Genomic DNA, 18018 nt, shown 5'->3' with positions numbered 1-18018 from the left:
CGGATCATGACCGACTTCCCCGACGTGTTACGCACCGTCACCGCCCTGGAGATCTTCAGAACCGCCCAACCGGGTTTTGAATGACCCTCCTACCACGTAGCCATCGCTGCAGTCAGTCACCTCAACTGCCGATGAGACGCACCTCCGCCCTGCTGAAAAATCCGCGAAAATGTAGCGGGATTCACTCGCTCCCCACACTTCCTTCCGGCATTTTCGTGAAACCTGAAAGCAACGAGGAAAATCCGTCGAATACCGGAAGATGCCCATCGGAATCCGGACAGAAATCTCCCCTTCCACCGCATGGAAACCCTCGGCAACCTGACCGTCCAGGCCCTCATCGAGTGTCACCGCGACCATCGTTTTGCGTCGGCCACACTCATTCATGAAAAGACAACCCCACGCCCGCCCAACCAGTGCCGGTGCCCGCGCTGGGGCTGGGGCTGGGGCTGGGGCCGTGTCTTGCGTTGCGGCCGCAGGCTGCCGGTTCGCCTGCGGCCATGGGCTCAGCCCGCCGGGTAGCGGAGCTCGCGGTGCCCGGACCGGAACCTGGACCGGGCCCGGCGCTGCCGCCGCAGGCTGCCGGTTCACCTCCGGCCATCGGCTCGACCCGCCGGACTGCGAAGCTCGCGGTGCCCGGACCGGAACCTGGACCGGGCCCGGCGCTGCCGCCGCAGGCTGCCGGTTCACCTCCGGCAATCGGCTCGACCCGCCGGACTGCGGAGCTCGCGGTGCCGGCCGGGACACCGCCGGCGCTGCGGCTGTTGCGGACCGGGTTGCTGGAGCTGCCGTGCTTGTTGTCGATGGTTGCCGCCGAACCGCCAGGTGACGCGCAACACCAGGTGAAGCCGCAAGCACCGGAAACGACACGGGCGCCGGTCGCGTCACGGGCGCCCGTCGCGTGGCGGGCACCGGGCGCGTGGCGGGCACCGGGCGTGTAGCGGGCACCGGGCGTGTAGCGGGCACCGGGCGCGTGGCGGGCGCCGGGCGCGTGGCAGGTGCCGGTCGCGTCGCGGGTGGATGCTGCGGGACGGGGGTGGCCGGTGTCGAGGCTGCTGCCGGCGGGGGCGGTGTGGGGCGCGGCGTGGGATGGGCCCGGGTGCCGGCGATGTCGGCGGGAGTCCGCGGCGGGTTGCGGCTCTCCCGGAGGCGCCGAAGCTTCTCGGCATGGCGCCGCTGCAGCCCCCAGTCACGGCGAATCTTGTGCTGACGACGAAACTCCGCACGATCCGGATCATAATTACGGGCCTTGGTCCAATCCCGCATCGCAGCAGTTTGGGACCGGCTGAACAACGACATCTGAGCCATACCAAAATTGTCCCGGACCCCGACCGCGAAGTGTAAGAAGTCGATCATGCCAAATCGCATTCCCGGACCAGAACAAAAACGAGCCACCGACACGATACGGCCACCATCGCGCCACGCTGGCCAAAGGGACACCATCGACCTCTGATGGCACCCCTCTGTGTCAAGATGCGGTGAGCAGCGGTGCTCTATAGTGGTCTCTACGGCGGGTCCGGGAAGTGACTTCTCCGAAGTGTCGATCATGGGGCTCAGGTCGGCCGCGCTGGATTGCAGAGTCGCCCCCGCTTGTCCTCCCGGGCCCGTCCTGAGCCGTTCGGCGTCAGCGGCCATCTGCCGGGAGACGACGTCGGATAGCCGGGGTTTCAGGGCACGCATCGCTTCCATGGCGGTCTTACCGGCGGCGAGTTTGCGCCGGTAGTAGCGGCGGCCTTCGGTTCGTTGCGGAGCTGGACCACGACCATGATGTGCAGAACCCGGTTGATCCGGCGGTTCCTGGCTCGCGACAGCCGGTGCCGATCCTGGTCGCCGGAGGACGCGTCGATGGGGTGCGGTGCCGTTCCAGGACGCGAAGTGACCGACGCGAAGTGACCGACGCGAAGTGACCGCGACGCGAAAGGACCAACTCGAAGGACGAACTCGAAGGACCGACGCGAAGGGACCGACGCGAAGGGACCGACACAAGGGACCGACGCGAAGGACCACGGCCGGTTAATCGGCCGACGTCGCCGACGTCGCCGATCCCGCCGGTCACCTCGATCGAGCCTGGCCGGGCTGCGGTCGTACGACCAGAAACAAGTAGCCGCGATCCGCGCGTCTCTGTGGCCGTGCCGACCACGGTCCGCATCGGCCGATTCCCTGCCGCCGTTCGCCTACCGGCGACGGGGGCCGCACGGCGATCAGTCCCAGAAGCACTCGAGGTGGTCGGACGTCTCGACGGCGTCCGCGTCGGCGCAGAACGCGATGGCGTCGGCACGCAGTCTGTCGTCGATCTCCGGTGACCAGATGGTCTCCAGTGACACCCGGTAGTCCGGCCGGTCCGGGCTCACCGCGTAGCCCTGGGCGTGGGTGCCCGGGTGGTCGCAGACGAATGGGAAGATGTCCCAGGCGGACGGGGCGGCGTTCTGCCGGTCGTCCGGGTCCAGCCAGTTGCCGTCGAGCAGCAGGGCCAGCCCGCCGGCGTCCAGTGGGCCGAAGAATCCGGCGCCGCCGGTGAAGGTCTCGCCGTTGCCCAGCAGGTCGAGGAACGGGAGCATGGCGTCGCGGGCAGTGGCGTCCCGGTTGAAGGGGAACGGGTCCCGGGAGGGCGGTCGCTCGGCGTCGCAGAGGGCCGGCCGGGACGAGGGGCCGGATGTCGCCGAGGCCACCGCCGGCGGGCCGGCCACCGGAGCCGCGCGATCCGGCCACGTGGTGACGGCGACGGCAGCCAGGCCGCAGGCCACGACGATGGCGGCGGAGACGGCGAGGTTCGTCAATCGGCGCACCGGGAGAGTATGCCGCCCGACCGGGTGACGGCCGCAGCCGGAGGGTGGGTGATCTACGGCTGGACTGGGTATGGACGCCGCGCCGTCGTACAGCAGTGAGGGAGAACCGGTGCCACGCCTTGAGAAGACTGTCGTCCTGCTCCCGGTGTTCAAGCCCGGCCCGCGTCTGTCCGAACTGGTCGAGGCGCTGCTCGCCGAGATTCCCGAACCGGCCGCCGTGGTGATCGTCGACGACGGGACCGGGCCGGGCGCCGACACCCGGCTGGCCGAGGTCGAGGGATGGGGCTGCACGGTGCTGCGGCTGCCGGCGAACCGGGGCAAGGGCGTCGCCCTCAAGGCCGGGTTCCAGCACGTCCGCTCCCGGTTCCCCGGTCAGGCGGTGGTCTGCGCCGACGCTGACGGCCAGCACAGTGTGGCCGACATCCGCGCGGTCGCCGAACGCTGCGAGTCGGGGCACATCGTCCTGGGTGTGCGCCGCTTCGACGGGATGCCGCCGCGCAGCCGGTTCGGCAACACCGTGACGCAGGCGGTGTTCCGGGCGGCGACCGGCCGCACCGTCAGCGACACCCAGACCGGCCTGCGCGCCTATCCCGCCGACCTGCTCGACCGGCTCTGCGTGGTGCCGGGCGAGCGTTTCGAGTACGAGATGAACGTGCTGCTGGATGCCGCGTCGACCGGCCACCCGATCGACGAGGTGCCGATCCCGGCCACCTATCTCGACGGCAACGAGGGCTCACATTTCAGCGGCCTGACCGATTCGGCACGGGTCTACCTTCCGCTGCTGCGCTACGTCCTGGTCAGCCGCCGGGTCACCAGGTCAGCCGACGCCGATGAGGGCGCCCTGAACTGATCAACCGGAGGCCGCCCGGACGGTCCGGTTGATCATCCTTCGTGGTGACGGCGCGCCGCTGAGCCGCCGCGGGCCGGGAAGACGGGAGCTTGGTCAGCGCAGGCCGGCCTCGCGCAACAGGGCATCGCGCTGCGGGGCGGGCAGGCGGTCGACGTAGAGGGTGCCGTTCAGGTGGTCGGTCTCGTGTTGGAGGCAGCGGGCGAAATACCCCGTACCGGAAATGGTGATGGGGTTGCCGTTTTGATCGGAACCGGTCACCGTGGCGAGGGCTGCTCGGGGTAGTTCGGCTCGTGGGCCGGGTACCGAGAGGCAGCCCTCGGAGCCGGTGACGTCGCCGGCCAGGGCGGAGGGGGCGGACAGGACCGGGTTGACGATGTGGCCCTTGTGGCGGGCGCCCTCGTCGTCGGGGCAGTCGTAGACGAATACCTGCAGGTCGACGCCGATCTGGTTGGCGGCCAGGCCGACGCCGTCGGCGGCGTACATCGAGTCGAACATGTCGGTGATGAGGTCGGCGAGCGCGGTGTCGAAGACGGTGACGTCGGCACAGCGGCGGTGCAGGACGGGGTTTCCGTAGTACGTGATCGGTCGCGCGGACATCAGAGCACGGTACGCCAGGTCAGCTCGGCGTTCCCCGGCGGCGCAGCACCCAGAACAGCCCGCCGCCGACCGCGAAGGTGATCGCCACGCCGAGGACGCCGGACAGGCCGGTGGCGAGGTACTCGTTGTCGATGCCGCGGACCGCGTAGTCGGCGAACGGGCCGTCGGCGAACTCGTGGTCCTCGGCCTTGCCGGCCATGCAGTCGCCGCCGGTGATCTCGTCGTCGGCGTTGAAGGTGCAGCCGTCGCGGGCGGTGTGGTCGAGGCCGTCGGGGCTGCCCGAGGCGAAGCTGCTGACCACGCCGGCGAGCAGCAGGGCGACGAACAGCCCGGCGATGATGAACCGTGTCCTGGTCACGCGGCGGCCTCCGTGACGATCGGCTTGCGGAAGCGGCGTAACGCGTACACCAGGTCGGGTCTGACCTTGGCGACGGTGACCACGGTGGTCGCGGTGATCAGGCCCTCGCCGATGCCGATGAGCAGGTGCACGCCGGCCAGTGCCCCGGCGACGCCGGCGAGGGACAGGTCGGTGGTGCCGCCGAGGGCGTACTGCAGGACGAAGCCCTGCGAGGCGATCACGACACCGATGACGGACGCGACGAACGCGGTGGCACTGAGCGGCAGGAACCGCAGGAGCAGAACGACCAGCAGGTACGCCGCGGCGGCCCCGAGCAGGGCCATGTTGGTGATGTTGAGGCCGAGTGCGGTGAGGCCGCCGTCGCCGAAGACGAGCGCCTGCACGATCAGGACGGTGGCCACGCACAGGGCGCCGACCCACGGTCCGACCAGGATCACCGCGAGGGTGCCGCCGAGCAGGTGGCCGGAGACGCCGGGCAGCACCCCGAAGTTGAGCATCTGCACGGCGAAGATGAACGCCGCGACCAGCCCGGCCATCGGCGCGAGCCGGTCGTCGAGGTCGGCTCCGGCGCGCCACACGCACACCGCTAGACCGGCCACCGCCAGCACCATGAAGATCGCCGAAACGGGACCGTTGATGATCCCGTTGGCGATGTGCATCGCCGTCGTATCCATGCGGTCAGCATATTGACAGGTATGCGCTGTTGCATAGAGTTGGCAACTACATGGCGACGTAGCGGCCGGGCCGGTGGTTCATCGCCAGCACCAGGTTGAGCACGACCGCGCCGACCGCGGACAGCAGGGCCGCGGCGGGCGGCAGCACGAGCAGTGACAGCAGGACGACGACGGCGTCCAGGGCGAGCTGCACATACCCGGCCCGCCATCCCATCCTGTCCTGGGCGATCAGGGCGATCACGTTGAAACCGCCGAGGCTGCCGCCGTGCCGGAAGATGATCAGGATGCCGATGGCGGTGGCCAGGTTGCCGGCGATGGTGGCGTACAGCGGCGCCATCTGGACCAGCGACATCATCGCCGGGTGCAGCAGGGAGAACGCCGACACCAAAGCGATCCCGATCGCCGACCGCACGGTGAACGACCAGCCCCGGCGGGTGATCGCGAGGGCCACGAACGGCACGTTGACCAGCACGAAGATCGCCGCCAGCGGCCAGCCGGAGACCCGCTCGATCAGCAGGCCCAGTCCGGCGGTGCCACCGGTCGCGATCCCGCCGGACTTGAGCAGGAACAGGCCGAGCGACGCCACGAACGCCCCGGTGACGATGCTGACGGCGTCCTCGGTGGCCGAGTGCCGTACCGGAGCCGGGGGTTTGTCCATGACGGTGCCGTTGATCATGAAAGAGACGGTCCCAGCGCAGGTCCTTCTGTGCAACCGGAGCCTGTCCCGGTGGTCAGGTTGCCCAGCCGCGGCCGCTGATCGGCCGGATCGGTCCAGCCCGTCGATCGTTTGTAGCGCAGCCTTAACAATCAGCCGATCCGGAGCACGATCTCGCCGCGCGTGTGGCCGGCGGCGAGGGCCTCGTGCGCCTTGCCCCGCTTCTCCCGTCCCGCCCGCGGAGATCGCACCCGCGTATCGTGTCAGCGGTGAGCATCGGCAAGGGTGACATAGCGCCAGACTTCGAACTCCCGGACCAGGACGGCACGCCGCGACGGCTGACCGACCTCCTCAAGGACGGCCCGGTCGTCCTCTTCTTCTACCCGGCCGCGATGACCAAGGGCTGCACCGCGGAGGCCTGCAACTTCCGGGACCTGGGCGCCGAATTCCAGGCCGCCGGCGTCCAGCGGGTGGGCATCAGCAAAGACCCGGTGGAGAAACAGAAAATGTTCGCCGACACCCACTCGTTCGATTACCCGCTGTTGTCCGACCCCGAGGCGAAAACCCTTATTGCGTACGGGGTCAAGCGCAAGCTCGCCCTCGGCCCGCTGAGCACGAAGCGCATGACCTTCGTGATCGGCACCGACCAGACGGTCATCGACGTGATCCACAGCGAGCTGGACATGAACCAGCACGCCGCCGATGCCCTGGCCGCTGCCGTCGGCGCCAAGTCCTGACCCCGGTGTGGGTGGTGATCTCCGGCTCACCACCCACTATTCACCGAGTGCGTCGCGGGCCATCGGCACGAAGCGGGACAGCGCGTACGGGATGCTGACCGCGGTTCCGACGGCGAACGCGCCTGCGAGATCGGCGTCGTCGATGACGAGCAGGCGGCCCGCCCGCGCCGACGGCAGAGCGTTGAGGGCCCGGTCGGCCCGCAACTCGGCGCCGGGACCGAACACCACGGTGAGGTCGGCATCCAGCCATTTCGGATCCGTACCGGAAACGACAGTGTGGAATCGTTTTTCCGGGTAGGTGTCCGGCTCGGTCATCTCGATGCGCCGGGAATTCGTGAATCCGATGCTCTCCAGCAATCGGACCCGGTCGTCCCGGCTGATGAATGCGTGATATCCGTCGTCCGCCGCCACCGCCACGCTCACCGAACGGCCCGCGAATCCGGGGTTGTCCCGCCGGACCGCCGCGATCGTCGCCTCGGTGTCCTCGAGCAACCGGAGGCCCTCCAACCGGTACGAAAGCGCGCTGGCGATCATCTTCACCTGGTCCTGCCAGGTGACGTCATACGGCACGGACTCGCGCCAGCCCGCCGGCGGCGCCGGATCCGGCACCGCCGGCGCCACCTCGTTCAGCCTGGCCCAGGTGGCCTGATCGGGGGCTTCGGTTCGGGTCATCGTCACCAGATCCGGCTGGAATGCCGCGACCACCGCCACGTCGAACCCGGCGCCGGTGAGAACGGCCGGGGTGGCGTCGCCCAACGCCGGCGCCGACCAGGGGCCGACGCCCCGTGACCAGGCCGCCGACCAGTCGTGGATCGCCACCGGCCGGACCCCGAGGGCCAGCAGCACGTCCGCGTCACCCCGGCCGAGAGCGGCGATCCGTTCCGGACGGGTGGCGATCCGGGTGGAGCCGTACCGGTGCAGGATCGAATTCGGAAACGGTGGACCGTCGCCGCCCGCGATGGACGGATGATGCTCGTCGACACACCCGCTCAGCGTGACGCCCACCAGGCCACCGAGAAACAATCGGCGGGAGACGGCCCGGTGGCGTCGCGGTCCGGCGGTCACCACGGCGCCCGGACCTGCACCGGCTCGCCGTAACCGGACAGGGTCATGGTGACCGTGCGGTGGTAGGCCGGCATGTCGCCGCGGGCCGGACTGTCCACGGTGCTCGTCAGTGAGCTGACCAGGCCGTCGCTCACGGTGACGGTGCCGGTGATGTCGGTGCCGGTGAAGGCGTACGTCGAAGGGTTGATCTTCTGTATGGTGGCCTGTCCGCTCAGGTCCCGCAGCAGGCTCGCCGGATCGGCCGCCACGAACCCGGGCTCGTCGACCCGGCCGACATGGCAGACGATGAACCGGCTGACGTCGCCGGGACCGAGGGTGTTCCGCTGCTTTCCCATCCGCTGGTAGCGGATCCCGTCGACCGCCCAGTGCTCGTTGAGCTCCCCGGATCGCATGTATCCGGTCCCGGCATCCGGGTCGATCATGCCGGAGCAGGTGCCCCTCGTCGGCGGGAGATCGTGGGCGCGCACGGTCAGCTCGGACTCGACGACGAACCGGAACGACTGCCCGCCGCTCTCGGAGATCGCGGCGGCCAGCTCAAGGCGAGGTTCTTCCGGATTTCCTTGCACGTCTCGCGTCGCTCCCGGACCGCCTGGGTCCTTTTGCGTCACGCTGGGGTCTTTTGGCGTCGCGGCTGTCGGGTCTTCGCCCTTTGAAGTCATGACCAGGCTACTCATGGCCACCGCGCCGACGGCAAGCACCGCTGCAGCCGTACCGCCGAGACCGGTCAGCGCCTGCCGCCGCCTCCGCCGTCGTCCCCGCCCGATGAGGTCGGCGACCGGCGGCCGGCCGGCGCCGGACTCGCCGGCCCAGTCGTGCAGGGCCGTCCTGAGATCGGTGTCGTTCATACTCGGATCCCTTCAGCACCGGTCGTCTCCCGCAGCTTCGCCAGCGCACGGGAATGGGTGGACTTGAGCGCGCCGACCGAACAGCCGAGCACGGCAGCCGCGTCCTTCTCCGTCAGATCCTCGAAATACCGCAGGATGATCACGGCGCGCTGTTGCCGGGGAAGCGCCCGGATCGCCCGCCGCAATGCATCCTCCGGTTCCGGCAGATCGGCCCGGACATCAGGCAGATCCGGGGCTTGGGCCACCGGCCACTCCCGTCGCCACCGACGCCAGCTGCTGACATTGCCGTTGATCAGCATCCGCCGCAGATAGGCGTGCGGATCCCCGTTGCGGACCACCTGCCGCCAGCGTGAGTAGAGCTTGACCAGGCACTCCTGAAGCAGTTCCTCACCATGCTGCCGGTCACCGGACAGCACACTCGCCGTCCAGAGGTACCGGCCCCACCCCGCCTCGACGAACGCGGCAAACCCGGCATCCGTGGCGTCGACCGCTTGGCTTCCGTCATTCACACCTTCTCCACGCCCCACCAGGCCGAAAGGTTTACCGCCACCCGCCGCCCTCTCGGAAGTGCCCGTGGCTGCGGTCACCCCGTGTGCCGATCTGTAGCTCGAGTCGGACCCGACGGTTACACGGGAAGCCTTTGACCAGTGTGTATTCAGCGCACACGCCCATCCTCACGTCCGCCCCGCGGGGCGGGCGAGCCGCGGGCAGCGGAGATCGGATCTCGTTCAAGGGTTCCGCTGCTCTGGAGCATGGTTCAACGGCGAGTCAACCGCGGTCTCCATGACGTCTCCGCGGGTGAGCGGGTTCCCTTGATCAACCGTCAGGATCACCCACTCGCGAGACCCCGCCGAACGCTCACACTGCCCGGCTCGCGCGCAGGCGTCCGGTACCCCACGTCCGGTACCCCACCCCGCCAGCATTACGCACACGCCAAACGGTGAGCACACGCCGGGCCCAGGACACCGACGCGGACACTCGACCAGCCAACGTGCGCGCCCACTCAGGGCCGACGTCACCCCGAGCGGCCAACGTGTACACCCACCCCCGAGCCGACATCACCCCGACCAGCCAACGTACGCACCCACCCCCGAGCCGACATCACCCCGAGCAGCCAACGTACGCACCCACCCCCGAGCCAACGTCACCCCGAGCAGCCAACGTGCGCACCCACTGGGACATCGCCGGCGCACCGGGACGACCTACGTACCGTTTCCCAGCACGGCACTCCCCTGCAGGCAAGCCCCGTGCCGGGTGAGGCGAACTGGCCACAGCCGTCCGCAAGGACACGTGCCTGCCGTGGCCAGTTCGTATCGTTCACCGGCGACCCGCCCGGTGTTGCCTTACGAGACCGGCGCCTCCACCAGGACGCGGACGTCCCACGGCCCGAGCCGGACCGTCTCCCCCGCCGCGATGCCGGCGTCGCCGAGCACGTCGGAGCAGGCCACCGGAACCGTGAACTCCCGCTCATTCCACGACCAGTTGTGCACGAACCGCACCCGCGCGCCGTCCCCGTTGACCGCCGACATCACGGTCAGCTCGGGCACATCGGTGCGCCACCCACCGGCCGGCCCGGACACCCCCACCGCCCACGCGAACAGATCGCGGGCGAACTCCGCCGACGGCACGGTGCCCACCGTGGTGACCCGCCCGGAACCGTGCTCACGAGTCGTGACCGCGGCCCACTGCCGGAAGTGCGGGTGCTCGTAACCGGCCAGAACCTCAGCGGTGGTGACGGTCAGACCGTCGATCCAGTGGGTGGCCTCAGCCGCCGGGTCGAGCCCGAGCACGTCCCCGGAGGCCCGCACCGGGATCGGCTCGGCGATGTTGCTGAACTCGTCGTACTCCACCCCGGCCGCCTGATGCAGACGCGCCGGTGACACCTCGGCACGGGCCCGGGCCTCGTGATCGGCATACCCGGTCCGCGGCCCGAGGATCAGGTGCCCACCTGCCTCGGCATACGCCAGCAGCCAGTCCAGCTCGGCGTCGGTAGTGATGTAGAAGGCCGCGGCCACCAGCACCGGATGCTCCCGCACCACGTCGGCCACCGGGCGCGCGGTCAGGTGGGCGGCGTGCCACACCCGGCTCTGCAGTTTCGCGTCGAACGCGCCCCGGTAGAACGGGTCGGCGATCCCCTGGTACGACCGGAGGTCCGCGTCCCCGCCGGCGGTGGCCAGGAACGGCTGGAACTCCAGCGCCCGCTTGCTCTCCGTCGAGTAGACGAACGCGACATCGGCGTCCGGCACCAGCCCGGTCACCGCCGAACCGGCCCGCTCCAGGTCGGCGCCGATCCGGGCGACCTCCCGGTAGACCCGCCCCGGACGCCCGTTGTGCGGCAGCACACCACCCCAGTACGTCTCGGTCCCGTAGTGCAGGGTGTGCCAGTGCCAGTACTCGATCATCTCGGCGCCACGGGAGATCAGCGCCCAGGCCACCTGCCGCCACTGCCCGTCGAAGGCCGGCCGGTTGACCCACGAGTGACCGATGGCCTGCGCGTCGGTCTCGGTCACCAGGAACGGCTCCTGCCGGGCCGAGAACATCCGGTCGGCGCTCTGGAACAGCGCCCAGGTCCCCCGGGTCGTCCAGTCCTGCGGGCGGTTCTGCTCGTCCGGCAGTCGCAGCGCGTCCTGCATGTCGTAGTACGGGTTGCCGGAGGTGACGTCCAAAGCCGCCGCGAGGGTACGGTCGTCGACCGCTGCCCGGTCGAAGGCGATGCAGGTGGTCACGAACTGGCCGGGGCTCGCATACTCCCGGGCGATGTCGGCCTGCCAGGCGATGTACTCGGTGGCCTGCTGTGCCTGGAAGGTGCGCCAGGCGTGGTCGTACTGCGGCTGGGCGTTGCCGTCCGGGGTCCACAGGTCGGACCAGTCCGACAGCCGGTGTGACCAGTAGACCAGTCCCCACTCGCGGTTGAGGGTCTCCACGTCGCCGTACCGGCCGCGCAGCCAGTCCACGAACCGCTGGAACACGCCGTGGTTGTGCAGCAGCACGTTGCCGGGCTCGTTGTCGACCTGAAACCCGATCACGGCGGGGTGGCCGGCGTATCGCTCCAGGATCCGGCGGCTCACCCGCTCGGCGTGGAAGCGGAACGCCGGATGGGTGTAGTCGGTCTCCTGCCGGGCGCCCCACGGGATACGCCGGCCGGTGGCGCTCTCCCCGGCGATCTCCGGGTAGAGCCGTGCCAGCCAGGGCGGGACGGCGTAGGTCGGCGTGCCGAGGATGACCCCGATGCCCCGGGCGTGCGCACCGTCCAGGACCGGCTGCAGCCAGTCCAGGTCGAACCGCCCGTTCTCCGGCTCCCACGTCGACCACACCGACTCGCCCACCCGGATCACCGAGAAGGAGGCCTCGGCCATCAGATCGAGGTCGGTCTTCAGCCGGTCGGTCGGTTGGTACTCGTGGTAATACGCCGCACCGAATCGAACCCGGTCAGGACGTTGATAACTGTGGTTCACCAGCACATTGTTCCCCGCGGCGGGCTCCGGGCGGGCCGGGATGTGGCGGGAAACGCTCAACTGCCGCGGGGTGCTCATGCCAGGCCCGCCTCGTAGCCGGCGATCACGAGCTGGGCTCGGTCGCGGGCGTTGAGCTTGGTCAGCAGGTTGCCCATGTGGGTCTTGAGGGTGCCGCGGCTGATGTGCAGCTCGGCCTGGATCTCGACGTTGGAACGGCCCTGGGTGACCAGCAGCAGGATCTCCCGTTCACGCCGGGTCAGGTCGTCGAGGGTGCGGCGCGGCGCCTGCTGCCGCAGCGCTTGTTGCCGCAGCGAGGTGGCGATGAGGCGGCGGGTGACACTCGGCGCGAGCAGGGACTCCCCGGCGGCGACCGTGACGATGGCGTCGAGCAGCCGGGGCGGGGTGATGCTCTTCAGGACGAACCCACCGGCGCCCGCCCGCAACGCCCGGTAGACGTGGTCGTCCAGGTCGAACGTGGTCAGCACCAGCACGTGCGGAGCCGGCTGGAGGGCGGTGATCCGCTCGGTGGCGGCGATCCCGTCGAGGTCGGGCATCCGGACGTCCATCAGCACCACGTCGGGCTGTCGCTCCGCGGCGAGCTCGACGGCGGCACGGCCGGTGGCCGCCTCCCCGACCACGCTCAGCCCCGGTGTGGCGTCGATCAGCTCCTTGACGGTCTCCCGGAACAGCGGCTCGTCATCGACCAGCAGCACCCGTACCCCCTGGCTGGTCATGTTGTGAACCGCAACGTCGCCCGCACCGCGAACCCACCGCCGGGTTGTGGCGCCGCGGTCAGAGTGCCCTGATGCGACGCGGCCCGCTCCCCCATCCCGACAAGCCCGAACCCGTCCGTCTCGACCCGCCCGTCCATCCCCACCCGCCCAGTTCCATCCACCGGCCCGTTATCGATCTCTGGCCCGGAGCCGTCCGTCCGGCCGGCCCACTCGGCCCGCCTGGTCCGGCCCTCGCGGCGACTCGTGGAGTCGTCGGCGGGGCCGTCGTTGACCACTGACAGCTGGAGTGCGGTGGTCGTGGACGTGACGGTGACGTGGCATCGGCTCATGGGCGCGTGACGGCGCACGTTCGTCAGGGCCTCGCGCAGGATCCAGTACGCCGAGGCGCGGACCCCGGCGGGGACCTCGGACATGTCGCCGCGCTTGACGGTGACCGTGACGCCGGACGCCCGGGTCTCCTCGACGATCCGGTCCAGATCCGTGCTGGTCCGCAGATCGCCGAGGACCGCCCGCACCTCTTCCAGGGTGGTCCGGCTGACCTGCTCGATCGTGTCCAGCGCGGTCTTCCGGTCGGTCTCCAGATGGTTCGCGACGGCGGCCTTCATCGCGATCAGGCTCAGGTTGTGGCCGACGACATCGTGGACGTCGCGGGCGATCCGCAGCCGCTCCTCCACGATGGCCCGGTCGGCGAGCAGGCTGTTGTGCTCGCGCTGCCACCTCAGCGCCAGGGCGAGCGCCCACGAACCGCCGATGATCGCCGTGCTGTAGAGGGTCACGGTCACCGGGGCGTTGGTGAACGTCTCGGAGTCAAGGCTGCCGGGCACGAGGGGCAGCGCGGTGAGGAACGCGTCGGCGAACCCGGGGATCAGCACCGCGGCCAGTGAGGACGGCAGCGCCCAGTGGCCCGGCGCCAGCGCGACGACATAGAGGGCATAGGCCACCGCGTAGACCGAGACCTCGGTGCCGACCCCGGTGAGAATGGTCAGCGCGGCGGCCACCTGGACCACGACCAGCACCGGGGCCGGCCAGACGACCCGGAACGCCAGCGGCAGCCCGAGCAGGGCGGCGAGGCACCACACCCACCACCCGGACACCGGCCGCATCAGCACGACCGCGGCCGTCATGGAGACCGCGATCACGGTATCCGCGCCGATCACACCCCATCGCCACCAGTTCATGCCCGCCACCGTAGCCGCCGCGGAGCGGCAAGACTTCGGACCAGGGTCCGATGTTTTCGGCCGGATCCTGGCCCAAGCTCGACGGCGTGCTGATCCGAACCGTGACCGCTCTGTTCCTCTCCGTTCCCTACCTTCCACCGGCTCCCGCCGAGCCGGTGTCCACGATCGACGCCGTGGTGGAGGCCTATCGTGAGGCGGCCCGCATCCCGGGCATCGCGGTGGCCGTCGTCCAGGGCGATCGGATCGTGCACGCGGCCGGCTACGGTCAGGACGCCGCCGGCGAGCCGGTGACCGCCCGCACCGTGCTGCCGATCGCGTCGCTGAGCAAGTCGGTGACCGCGCGGGCCGTCATGGAGCTGGTGGAGGCCGGGCGGGTGCGCCTGGACGAGCCGGTCCGCGAGCAGTTGCCGGAGTTCACCATGGCCGACGACCGGGCCGCCACGATCACCGTCCGCCAGCTGCTCGATCACACGTCCGGGATGTCCGACCAGACCTATCAGTCGTTCAGCGGCCCACCCCTGCACAGCCTGCGGGAGGCGGTCGCGTCGATGCGTGACGCCCGGCTGGCCGCCGACCCGGGTTCCCGGTTCGAGTATCACAATCCCAACTACCAGGTCGCCGCACGGCTGGTCGAGGTGGCCAGTGGGCAGAGCTTCGACGCCTACCTGCGGGAGCACGTGTTCGGGCCGCTGGGCATGACCGACAGCCGGACCATCGGCACCCCCGACGAGCTCGACCCACCGGGTCCCGGCCACCGGATGATCGCCGGGCTGGCCGTCGCCCTGCCCGAGCCACCATCGTTCGGCAACGGGTCGGGCGGGGTGCTGAGCACCGCGACCGACATGGCCGCGTGGCTGATCGCCCAGCAGCGGTGGCCCCGGCCCACCGGTTCCTACAGCCTCGGCTGGAACGCCGGCACCACACAGTCCGGTGCCCCGCTCATCGATCACACCGGCGGGCTGGTGACCATCACCGCCTACCAGGCACTGCTGCCGGCACAGGGCTATGGCATCGCGATCATGGCGAACGCCGGCAGCCAGTACGGCGACGCGCCCGATCTCGGCGATCGGCTGATCGCACTGTTGGAGGGCCGGGAGGTCCCCGCACCGCCGGGTTCCGGATCGGCGATCCTGCTGGACGCCGGAGTCCTGCTGGCGGGCGCCGTGCCGATGATCATGGTGGCCCGGCGAATCAGGCGCCCCGGCGCTCGCGGATGGCTCCGGACACCCAGGTGGCTCCCGACGACTGGGTGGCTCCCGATCCGTGGATGGGGCGCGCGATTCCAGACCCGTGGATGGCTGCGGGTCCGCGCGTGGCTCCGGCTGCTCCCCCATCTGGTGCCGATCCTGCTGCTGGCAATGCTCGACCGGGTGGTCAGCGTCCTTTACCGGGGCATGGACATCTCGTGGGTGCAGGCGATCTATCTGTTTCCGTCGTTCACGGTTCTGCTCGTGGTCACCGCACTGGCCAGTGCCGTCGCTCTCGGCGCCGGACTGCGGGCGATGCGGGCCGGCCGGTCCCACCGCCAAGGCTCGGCGGCGACGCCGGCCGCGCTCGGGACGGAGCAATCGTGACAGCCGCCGGTGTCCTGAAGTTGCGGTTGGGCCGTAACGTCCATTCCTCAGTCGAGAACGCGAACGGGGGACGCCGCTTTGAGGAAGGCGAAGAAAGCACTGTCCATCTCCGGATATGTCATCGGTCTCTATTTCGTCGGGCGGGCGGCGATGCAACCCTTCGTCATCGACTTCTCCGATCCGGCCACCTATGCCGAGGACTGGGGTGGCCCGAGCCTGGCGGGTGTCCTCGCGGTTCACTGCGGGCCCGGGATCGTGGCTCTCGTGCTCATGATCGCGGCTGCCCGGCGGCGGCGATCGCGGTCCGCCGAGGCGTAGCGGCAGGCGTCACATCGGCGGCGGTGACCATAGTCGCCGGTTGGTCGTTGGTGACACGTGAAGGATTTTGCCGCTCGGGTCGTCGTGTTCGGGATTCGTGCCGTCGGGACGATCTACTGGTTCGTCTGGAAGAAGCACGTCCTCAAGTGACCGTCGTGGGGCCGCCTCCGGCGGAGCCGGCCCCACGAGGGCGGAGCCGGCCCCACGACGGTGGAGCCGGACCCACGACGGTGGAGCAACGCGACCATCACGTCACGGCCCCGCGTCGACCGCGGACCTCAGGAGGGCGTCGAGCCTCTCACCCGGCCGTCGGCCTCTGCGGCCGGTTCGTCTCGATCGGTGGGTCCGAGAAACGCGGCGTCCTCGGTGGTGACCTGATGACTCAGCGAACGGGTAGCTCGGAGCGAACGCCGGGCCTTCGAGAATGCTCATTCCGCGGCTGCCATGGCGGTGCGCAGGGACTCGGCCAGTTCGGCGGCGGTCAGTTCGCTGTCGTCGTCCACCGCCCGGTCGATCGCCTCGGCCAACGGGGCCGGGATTCCCGGAGTCCGGTCGCGGATGGGGACACACGGTTCCCGGAGGACCACCCCGATCGGGTCGGCGCCCGGCGGGAAGTCGCGGGGCGGGGAGCCCGTCAGCATCCAGTACAGGGTGGCGGCCGCCGCCCACACGTCCACCGTGCTGCCGGCACTGCGGTAATCGAGGACCTGGGACCTGGGCAGGAAATCAGCGCTGCCGCCCATGTCACCGGTCCGGGTGTGGCCGGAGAGTCCGGCCAGCTCGAAGGCCTTCGCCAGGCCGAAGTCGCCGATGCGGGCGATGCCGTCGGCCAGCAGCACGTTCTGGGGTTTGATGTCGCGGTGCACCAGGCCGCGGGCGCTGCGGGTGGTGCCGTCCGCCAGGTCGACGTCGGGCATGACGACCTGGTGGGCATATGTCAATCCGGCCAGCACGTCCAGGGTGAGGCGGACAGCCGCGGCTGGTGGGCGCACCCCGGACCGGTCGATGCTCCCGCCGGGGCAGTAGTCGCTGACCAGGAACGGCACCGGGTCCTGGTGGGCGGCACGGAACCGGACGACGTTCGGGTGCTGGAGGGCGCGTCCCGTCCGCATCTCCCGGAGGAAGCGGAGGCGGCCCTCGGGTTTGACGTCGTGCAGGACTTTCACCGCGACCGGTGTGCCGTCGGTGCGGTCGCGGGCCAGGAAGACGGAGCCCTGGGCGCCGCGGCCGATCTCCGGGCCGAGCCGGTATCCGGGGAAGTCGGCGGGCGTCACGGCCACGCGCAGGCTGCTGCCGCCGGCCAGGATCTCGTCACCGTCACGGAGGGTGTGCACGCCGCCCGTCGAGGCGCCGACCCGGATGCCGTTGCGGCTGTTCAGGTCTTCCACGCTCACGTCCGGCGGATCGACGGTGAACCGGCAGTGCCGGCGGGAGGCGGTCGGGCCGGGCAGGCTGATGTCGCAGTCCCGGTCCCGGCCGGCGAGCACGGTGGCCGGTGCGGTGAAGGTGTGGCCGTGCCTGCCGTCGACGGTGATCCGGACCGCCCAGCGCACTCAGTCGGCCATGGCCAGGTAGAGCGGGGAGCCGAGCAGCACCGTCTCCCCACCGGGCCCGGTGCCGTGCACGAGGCGTTTGGCCACGAACTCGATGCGCTGAGCCGGTCCGGGCAGGGTGGTGGTGGCCTCGTGCACGGCGGCCAGCACGGTGGCCTCGTCGTCGCCCGGCTGCGGCGCGGTGATCCCCCGCAGCAGCGACGGAAGAAGGGAGCGGCTCAACGGGGCATCCGAGCCGGGGTCGGCCGGTGCGGTGAACATGTGGGCCCGGGATCCGCCCAGCCCGAGCACTGTCTTGTCGGAGCGGCCCCCGAAATAGACCATCGGGTGCCCGTCCAGGCCGACCATCGGGCCCCAGCTCAACGGCAGGGTGCCGGCGAAGAACTGACCGGGGTTCTCCACATCACCGAGGTCGCCGAAGTCGGTGAGGAACCGCACCACCCGTTCGAGTCGGGCGACCCGGTCGGCGCCGACCGTCTTCTCGGCACCGCGCTTGCCGGAGAACACCTTCAGGTCGACACCGACCTCGGTGCTGCGCGTGCGCATCGCTCCGGGGTCGATCTGCTGGAGCAGCATCTCCACCTTGGCGTCACTGATGTAGATGAAGTAGCGGAAGGACATGGGCCGATTCTCGCATCGCCG

General features: G+C 70.1%; 17 protein-coding genes. 4 read left to right on the top strand and 13 right to left on the bottom strand.

Annotated features, from left to right (window positions below; translation table 11 throughout):
• Positions 1–2198 precede the first annotated feature (2198 nt).
• A complete protein-coding gene (locus ACQ0O7_RS40245; protein ID WP_430790832.1) occupies positions 2199–2783 on the bottom strand; it encodes a hypothetical protein in 585 nt (194 codons plus the stop codon).
• 109 nt (positions 2784–2892) lie between these two features.
• Between ACQ0O7_RS40245 and ACQ0O7_RS40240 the strand changes: the two genes are divergently transcribed.
• Positions 2893–3633, top strand: a complete 741-nt coding sequence (locus tag ACQ0O7_RS40240; protein ID WP_430790830.1) for a glycosyltransferase family 2 protein — start codon at positions 2893–2895, stop codon at positions 3631–3633.
• A gap of 93 nt (positions 3634–3726) precedes the next feature.
• Here ACQ0O7_RS40240 and def read toward each other — a convergent pair whose 3' ends face one another.
• The 4 genes from def to ACQ0O7_RS40220 are packed head-to-tail and all read right to left on the bottom strand — an operon-like array spanning position 3727 to position 5938.
• A complete protein-coding gene (def, locus tag ACQ0O7_RS40235) occupies positions 3727–4230 on the bottom strand; it encodes a peptide deformylase (RefSeq protein ID WP_430790828.1) in 504 nt (167 codons plus the stop codon).
• A 19-nt stretch (positions 4231–4249) separates the two neighbouring features.
• Positions 4250–4588 carry a PDGLE domain-containing protein gene (locus ACQ0O7_RS40230; protein ID WP_430790826.1) on the bottom strand — a complete coding sequence of 113 codons (339 nt, stop codon included), beginning with the start codon at positions 4586–4588 and terminating at the stop codon, positions 4250–4252.
• On the bottom strand, positions 4585–5262 hold the full coding sequence (locus ACQ0O7_RS40225; RefSeq protein WP_430790824.1) for an energy-coupling factor ABC transporter permease: 678 nt from the start codon (positions 5260–5262) through the stop codon (positions 4585–4587). Before ACQ0O7_RS40225 ends, ACQ0O7_RS40230 begins: the two co-directional genes overlap by 4 nt.
• Positions 5263–5308: 46 nt before the next feature.
• Complete coding sequence (locus tag ACQ0O7_RS40220) at positions 5309–5938, bottom strand: YitT family protein (protein ID WP_430790822.1); 630 nt, start codon at positions 5936–5938, stop codon at positions 5309–5311.
• Positions 5939–6186: 248 nt separating this feature from the next.
• Here ACQ0O7_RS40220 and ACQ0O7_RS40215 point away from each other — a divergent pair, with 248 nt between their 5' ends.
• Positions 6187–6654: a peroxiredoxin gene (locus tag ACQ0O7_RS40215; protein ID WP_430790820.1), complete on the top strand. Its 468-nt coding sequence runs from the start codon at positions 6187–6189 to the stop codon at positions 6652–6654.
• 36 nt (positions 6655–6690) lie between these two features.
• Here the strand turns inward: ACQ0O7_RS40215 and ACQ0O7_RS40210 are convergent, their stop codons facing one another.
• The 6 genes from ACQ0O7_RS40210 to ACQ0O7_RS40185 form a co-directional block, all read right to left on the bottom strand.
• Positions 6691–7659 carry an ABC transporter substrate-binding protein gene (locus ACQ0O7_RS40210; protein ID WP_430790817.1) on the bottom strand — a complete coding sequence of 323 codons (969 nt, stop codon included), beginning with the start codon at positions 7657–7659 and terminating at the stop codon, positions 6691–6693.
• Between the two features lie 56 nt (positions 7660–7715).
• Positions 7716–8285, bottom strand: a complete 570-nt coding sequence (locus ACQ0O7_RS40205; protein ID WP_430790815.1) for a hypothetical protein — start codon at positions 8283–8285, stop codon at positions 7716–7718.
• Positions 8286–8560: 275 nt separating this feature from the next.
• Positions 8561–9151, bottom strand: a complete 591-nt coding sequence (locus tag ACQ0O7_RS40200; protein ID WP_430790813.1) for a SigE family RNA polymerase sigma factor — start codon at positions 9149–9151, stop codon at positions 8561–8563.
• Between the two features lie 756 nt (positions 9152–9907).
• Entirely contained in the window at positions 9908–12097 is a 2190-nt protein-coding gene (locus ACQ0O7_RS40195; RefSeq protein ID WP_430790811.1) for a beta-galactosidase, read from the bottom strand.
• The gene (locus ACQ0O7_RS40190) at positions 12094–12753 is read right to left on the bottom strand and encodes a response regulator (protein ID WP_430790809.1); all 660 of its coding nucleotides are present in this window, start codon (positions 12751–12753) and stop codon (positions 12094–12096) included. Before ACQ0O7_RS40190 ends, ACQ0O7_RS40195 begins: the two co-directional genes overlap by 4 nt.
• A complete protein-coding gene (locus ACQ0O7_RS40185; RefSeq protein WP_430790807.1) occupies positions 12750–13931 on the bottom strand; it encodes a sensor histidine kinase in 1182 nt (393 codons plus the stop codon). The genes ACQ0O7_RS40190 and ACQ0O7_RS40185 overlap by 4 nt, the downstream gene beginning before the upstream one ends.
• Before the next feature lie 86 nt (positions 13932–14017).
• Between ACQ0O7_RS40185 and ACQ0O7_RS40180 the strand changes: the two genes are divergently transcribed.
• Both ACQ0O7_RS40180 and ACQ0O7_RS40175 read left to right on the top strand, forming a co-directional pair.
• Entirely contained in the window at positions 14018–15505 is a 1488-nt protein-coding gene (locus ACQ0O7_RS40180) for a serine hydrolase domain-containing protein (RefSeq protein ID WP_430790805.1), read from the top strand.
• Positions 15506–15583: 78 nt separating this feature from the next.
• A complete protein-coding gene (locus ACQ0O7_RS40175) occupies positions 15584–15823 on the top strand; it encodes a hypothetical protein (RefSeq protein ID WP_430790803.1) in 240 nt (79 codons plus the stop codon).
• 428 nt (positions 15824–16251) lie between these two features.
• Here ACQ0O7_RS40175 and ACQ0O7_RS40170 read toward each other — a convergent pair whose 3' ends face one another.
• On the bottom strand, positions 16252–17376 hold the full coding sequence (locus tag ACQ0O7_RS40170) for a protein kinase domain-containing protein (protein ID WP_430790801.1): 1125 nt from the start codon (positions 17374–17376) through the stop codon (positions 16252–16254).
• The gene (locus tag ACQ0O7_RS40165; RefSeq protein ID WP_430790799.1) at positions 17377–17997 is read right to left on the bottom strand and encodes a DUF7019 family protein; all 621 of its coding nucleotides are present in this window, start codon (positions 17995–17997) and stop codon (positions 17377–17379) included.
• Positions 17998–18018 lie beyond the last annotated feature (21 nt).

This window comes from Actinoplanes sp. G11-F43 (assembly GCF_050589265.1).
Lineage (GTDB): Bacteria > Actinomycetota > Actinomycetes > Mycobacteriales > Micromonosporaceae > Actinoplanes.
This window is presented reverse-complemented; position numbering and strand designations above follow the sequence as displayed.